Raw genomic sequence first — 6,162 nt, 5'->3', positions numbered from 1 at the left:
CTAGCTAATTTACGATGATTACATTTACGTCCTAGAACTTAACTATGCAGAGGCTTTGAGTGTTTTCGGAGATGTCTTCTAGTAGACTGGTGAGTACAAAGTTTCTATCTTACTGAGCAGGTCGGTCTTATGGCATCAGGTTTCACCTCGGACAAACACAGGATTAAAAGGTCAAAAAAATTGAGTATAGCTCAGGCAACTGAACTGACAGAAAAAAGGACATTAGTATTTGCCCAAATCAAAGACCCCCGTGTAGCAAGAACCCGTGTTCATGTATTAACAGATATTTTAATTATCTGAATATTGTCAGTGATTGCAGGAGGTAACGGATGGGAAGACATGGAAAATTATGGAGTAAGTAAAGGTGAATGGTGGGAGCAGTTTTTAGCTTTACCATGAGGTATCCCGAGTGCGGATACATTTCGACTCGTCGAGTGAACGCATTAATCCCAAAGTATTTGAGCAATGCTTTCGACGTTGGATAGAATCAATAGTTGAGCTAGCAGGAGCGCAGGTAATTCCCATTGACGGTAAGACCCTTAAAGGCTCATAGGATGGAGAGCAAGGCAAATCCGCTTTACATCTAGTTAGTGTCTGGTCGAGCGAATATCGTTTGGTTTTAGGACAAGTAAAGGTGGCAGATAAATCAAATGAAATTACCGCAATTCCTGCATTATTAGAGTTATTAGACATGGCCGGAGGTATTATTACGATTGATGCCATGGGTACACAAACAGCAATCGCCTCTCAATTTTATCACGCCCAAGCTGATTATATCTTAGCACTTAAAGGAAATCCTCCTACACTTTATGGATCAGTAAAAAACTGGTTTGAGCAACAATTATCTCACGGATTTGAAGGTACGCTCCATAGTTATGACCAACGGGTAGAACGAGGTCATCATCGCACAGAAAAACGTTCCTGTTGGTGCGTCCCTCTTGCTCAATTGCCAACTTTACATCACCAAAACGATTGGGTCGGTCTTCAATGTGTTGTCATGGTAGTCCGGGTCAGACATCTATGGAATAAAACCCCCCGTGAAACCAGCTTATTGGACAGAGGTACTCACTCGAAAGAACATGATAGATCGCGGATTTAGCGCACATAAGGAATGAGAATTAAATAACTTCCACAAGTTTGTGGGATGGGCGGGACGCCCGTCCAAAAAGGACGGGCGTCCCGCCCATCCCACAATAACAATTAAAATTGTAAGTTATTTAATTCGCGATCCTAAGCTCGATAATATGCCACGTGGCACAGCGGTGAGAGATGGGTACGGTAGGTTGTGGTGGAAAGAGACGATTGACAAAGGTAACGAGAATTTACGCCCACTAGGGAGCCGTGCTAACACGGTGTGGTGTCGGTAAGTACGGGTAAGGCAAGCTAGTTCAACAGTTGCAACGACTTGTATACCAAAATGGTATGTATACCATTTTGTATACCATTTTAGTATGTATTACTGAAAAACTAGAGCTTGTTAATTTGTGAAACCCTTGATAGACAAGAAAATTGTCAAACGGAGAGGGTGGGATTTGAACCCACGGAACCTTGCGGTTCACCTGATTTCAAGTCAGGCGCATTCGACCACTCTGCCACCTCTCCTGGCGCATAAATTTTATCATACCAGCAAATGTCTCTAACTACAAATAGCTGCAGATTCAGCGCGCCGATAAAGAATTTGTTCTCTTTCTACCGCGAAATCTTCGCCTACCCATACCAGGGACACTTCCGACACTGCTCCATTTTCCAGCAGGACGATCGAGAAATTCCGCAATTTCGAGCACTCTCTCTCCACAATTCGCGGTACGCTGGCGGCATTCAAATACACCGTACCCTCCGCACTCACCTCCAGCGACTTCCGCAACTCGTGCTTCGTGTGCCGCAGTTTGTGGTGCATATGACCAAAAGTTACCAGCGGTATGTGCTTCCCAGAACTCCGAGTTCGATCGATCGCCTCCGCAAAATCCGGGTCGCCCCAATCCCCTCCCAGTGGCTTCCAATCTCGCCCGCAGGGGTCTTCAGGAGCCTCTCCTAACCCCGTCGGACCCGTGTGACCCAAAAAAATCACATTTTCGCAATCGGCATCCGCCGCAGCCGCTGCAATGCGCCGCGCCGACTCCTCAAAACTTTCTACCCCAAACCACTCCGAGTAAAAATCCCCGTACTTCCACTCCGAGCCCCCCCAAGTAAACGGGCGGCTTCCCACCACAGTTACGCCCAATTCGGGAAAATCCCGTTTCCCGTAACCGACGTGAGCTTCTCCCATTAAATCTAACTGCTGTTTTACCCAATTTTCTTGAGCGCGATCGTAAGGACACTGACTGCGGCCCCACTCAGTCGCCGTGTACCAAGCGTCGTGGTTCCCAAACACCGCTGCTTTCGGAATGTCCAATTGGGCGATCGCCCGCACCACCTCCACCGACTCATTGCCAAAATCCCCCACAAACAGCACCAAATCAACGCCCAGATGCTTCAGGGCCTCGCCGTCTTCAGCTTCCCAGCGATCGTGAACATCCCCAACCACCGCAATTTTGATAGATTTAGCCTCATTCATGTGATTTGCGTTCGTTCGATCGATCCCTTACCGCTTAAAAATTCCTACTAAACTTACCAATTTTCGGCAAATCCAGCCTTCACCAATTATACAGTGCAGCCTCTCCCAGGGAATTTGAGATTTGAGATTCTAGATTTTAGATTTGCTCAGCTTTCTTCATCTTTCACTCCAGGGCGCAAAAATTCTCTCCCCCTTTGACATGAGAAGCGATTGGCCTGAAGTTAAGCCCGTTAATCACCGACTCCAACGCCATAAAACTCAAGCGAGTCGGGACAGAACCCCTAGACTGAATTATTCCTCCCTATCAGGTTCCGCCGACCTTTCCTCATCTTCAATTGCAAATTCGCTGATGTAATCTCGCACGACACGCTCGAAGAACAGGGTGGCCGGTAAGCTCGACCAGTCGCTGTAATGACCGAAACTATAGCGCAGAGATTCCACAAGCGCAGCAAGGCGATCGGGCTTGTCATTTTCTTGTCGCAAGGTAACAACAATCTCAAGGGGATTGGGAGTCGTCCACTGACCAAAAAACGGCGGTTTGCTTGCGATTTGGTCAACTTTTAATTTAGCTTTATTTAAAAGTTTGCCTTGAGAATCATCAGCTTTATTGGCAGCTTCGTCAACTTTTAATTTAGCTTTATTTAAAAGTTTGTCTTGAGAATCATCAGCTTTATTGGCAGCTACGTTAATTTGTGTTGAGCGATAGCAACTTTGACCGCGTAATTTACCTGGTTTTTCATTTCTTACAGATAGATAAGCAACACAACCCGTTTGATTAGTTGCACTTAGTCGAAATAATCCCTTTACACTAGAGGCTGAAGGAATTTCAAGGGTTGAAGTCAGTTCTTTTTTTGTCCGCGTATCTTCCAGAGAAGTTTCTGTTAAATATCGGACTTTTTTATCGATAATTCCAGGGGCGAGGTCTTGGCGAATCCGAATCAGCCGCGCGCCTTTCCATTCTTGCTCCATGTGTTCGTACAAGGGGCTTCCCGACTTGGTTTCAAAATTAATCTGATTTGCATTCATCCTGGCATCGGCGAGCCAAGGCCAAAGTTGCGCGCAGTTGGAAGAATCAATCATCACTAATGGTTTATTTCCCTCGTCTACAGAATTGGAAATTATCTGCTTGACAAATTCCATGAAACGAAGTTGACGCGCCTCTTGTTTGTCAGCCAGTTTAACGGGAGAGATTTGGGAAATAAAGGCGATCGCATCCGAAAACTTACTCCAAGGACTAATTTGTAAATTATTACCCTTCTCATAGGCGCAACACAGTTCAGACTCGCCTGTTTCCACCTTGAGGCGCATAGCAACTGGCAAAAATGTGTTGTCAATAAAACCGCGAGCGCGACCTTTCTGTTTGCGAACGATCGTAATTCCGATAATTTCTTTTGGTCTAGCTGCTACAGGAGTGTCTTTGAGCCATTTGTCAACCTTTTCTTTGACATCATCAATTCGGCCAGAATGAGCAGAAAGTAAGTCTTTTAGAGCAGCTTGCACTCGATGGGAAAAATCACTAAGTTGGAGAAGTTCTTTCTCCTTAGTTTTTTCAATCGGTAGCAGAAACTGCACGCAAGAACCGGCGATTGTAGCCAGTGCTTGACGGGATGAGGGTTTATTCACCGAATCGTCATGTTTCTTGTCTGGATACCATTCCCGTGCCATTACCAGGCAAAAAGTTCGCTGTTTGCGTAAAGCAAGTTGTTGGACGATCGACTCCCAGGCTTTTATGCGGTTTTGCGATCGCTCTTTCGCTTTCAAATTTGCACCGGGCAATGACTCTCTCGGCCCGTGAGTGTTTGCTGGCAAACGATTAGCCATGAGTTCGATCGCACCACCCCACAGAACGCGAATCATTGCTTGCAGCATTTTTAATTCGGTTTGACATTGTTCTTCGTAAAAGACAACAAGCAACAGTCTTTCGTTAGGATATAGCCGACGCATAGCTTCCTGGTTTGCCTGAATCATCGCCTTGAGTTCTTTTAATTGACAAACCAATTTAAGGGCTTTTCTGCCTTTTGCAATATTATCTAAATTGATATCAAGGTGTTTAGTGAGCAAGCTGTTTAACTCATTGTCCTCAAAGCTTTCTAGATATTTGGGAGTCAAATCATAGCAGTCGTCTTTTTCGAGAACTTCTAAAGCAGCACCTAACAGAGTAGGCAAATTAATCATGCGTGAAGCTGTATCATCTAATTTGTGGCTTTCACCTCTCTTAAATTTTACAGGATAGTAATTATCAAAAGCTTTAAAACCGATAGGTTCAAGAATTTTGGCTATCGCCTCAAAAGCTTCTAATTTATCAATCTCCGGTACGCCTGCGTCAATTCCGTGTTTCCCTTCTTGCAATCCGTTGCGGTAAGTTAATACTACTTTACAGCTATCCGTTGAAGCTTTCCCCAAAGCAATTTGGGAACCATCAATATTTTGACCGTTAGGGGTTTTCAGCGGGAGTTTTAGCTTGCCGCGCAAGGCTTCAAAATCTTTATCGATCGCCCAAAACCAATTTTTATTTTTGTCGGGTTGATTTTTCTCAGGTTTTTCGGAATCGGAAAGCACCGTGTAGCGAAATGCGCGATCGCTATAATCATCAGAAAAGACAAAGCCGCTAATATTTGCTGAGTTATAGCGTGCAGGTTGTAACCCACTTAACCAGCGGCGTTTGGAAACATCTATCTTCAATAAAGGCTGGTGCAAAGAAGGATAGGTTACAACTTCTAAGCGTACCACCAGACTGAATGTTCCTGTAGTGTCGGGTAGAGTAATGGGATCGGTAATCAATTCTGCCATCCCAGTTGTGAGGCTACCACTGCTGGAAATAACCCGCTTCATTGTTCCTAGCCCCTGAAAAATCTCTTTTCCCGCGATCGCGCGAGCTACATAATCGACTAACACGCAATAATCATAAGTCTTTGTTGCCTGAGTTGTTCCTGTTGTTGCTGACCATTTCCAAGGTAAAACTTGAGACTCCAACGGCGTAATTGTTAACAACTCATTTCGATCGTGCAAATCTTCCAAACGGTCGATAACTTCCGAGAGTCCATCTAATTTTTTAGCAAAAGGTTTGATAAAATTGGTTATCCAATCGTTGAGAATTGGACGTAAATCTTTCTGGGTCTCTTTTATTTTTTCGCTATTTAAGTAAGCAAATGGTTCGGGAGATTTTTCGATTTTGGAATTCAAATGAGACTTACTCAAACCTACATTCGACTGAATCCGTGCTGCGCTGTCAATTCCCAATTCTAACAAACCTAGCAGCGAGCAATAAGGGAGATTTTTACTAGCTGAATCGCCCTTAGCAGTAGCTTTTTGGATGGCTGAAAGCTCGTGCAAAGCAGCTTGCGTCCAAGCTAACGTCAAGCCTTTGACTATTACGGGCTCGATATTATCTGGCACGGTAAAAGCTAGGGTAATTTCTTTCAGACTCTTATTTGCAAGAGGAACGTAAAGAGTGTCTGAAAGCACAGGTGCTTCTGTTTCTTCGCCATCATATGATTCAATTTCATCAAACATTTCAGAGTTCATGGTTTCATCTCCAGTAATATTAGTTTCCTTTGCTTCAGCGTCGCGATCGAATTCAATTTTCTCAAAAATTTCGTCGTTCATGG

The 6,162-nt window shown here is 44.5% G+C and carries 2 protein-coding genes, 1 tRNA gene and 1 pseudogene; 1 reads left to right on the top strand and 3 read right to left on the bottom strand.

Going from position 1 to position 6,162, the window contains the following annotated elements; translation table 11 throughout:
* Positions 1–568: 568 nt before the first annotated feature.
* Positions 569–1,099, top strand: a pseudogene (locus QT987_RS17205) (ISAs1 family transposase); the annotation flags it as partial.
* 418 nt (positions 1,100–1,517) lie between these two features.
* Here the strand turns inward: QT987_RS17205 and QT987_RS17200 are convergent.
* From QT987_RS17200 to QT987_RS17190, 3 genes are all read right to left on the bottom strand, one after another.
* Positions 1,518–1,602, bottom strand: a tRNA-Ser gene (locus tag QT987_RS17200).
* A 34-nt stretch (positions 1,603–1,636) separates the two neighbouring features.
* On the bottom strand, positions 1,637–2,554 hold the full coding sequence (locus QT987_RS17195; protein ID WP_333242050.1) for a TIGR04168 family protein: 918 nt from the start codon (positions 2,552–2,554) through the stop codon (positions 1,637–1,639).
* A 291-nt stretch (positions 2,555–2,845) separates the two neighbouring features.
* The gene (locus tag QT987_RS17190) at positions 2,846–6,160 is read right to left on the bottom strand and encodes an RNaseH domain-containing protein (protein WP_333242048.1); all 3,315 of its coding nucleotides are present in this window, start codon (positions 6,158–6,160) and stop codon (positions 2,846–2,848) included.
* Between the last annotated feature and the right edge of the window lie 2 nt (positions 6,161–6,162).

Origin of the sequence: Microcoleus sp. SVA1B4, from assembly GCF_036700545.1 — a bacterium.
Lineage (GTDB): Bacteria > Cyanobacteriota > Cyanobacteriia > Cyanobacteriales > Microcoleaceae > Microcoleus.
The sequence above is the reverse complement of the archived record's forward strand: the minus strand, read 5'-3'. Positions and strand labels throughout refer to the sequence as shown.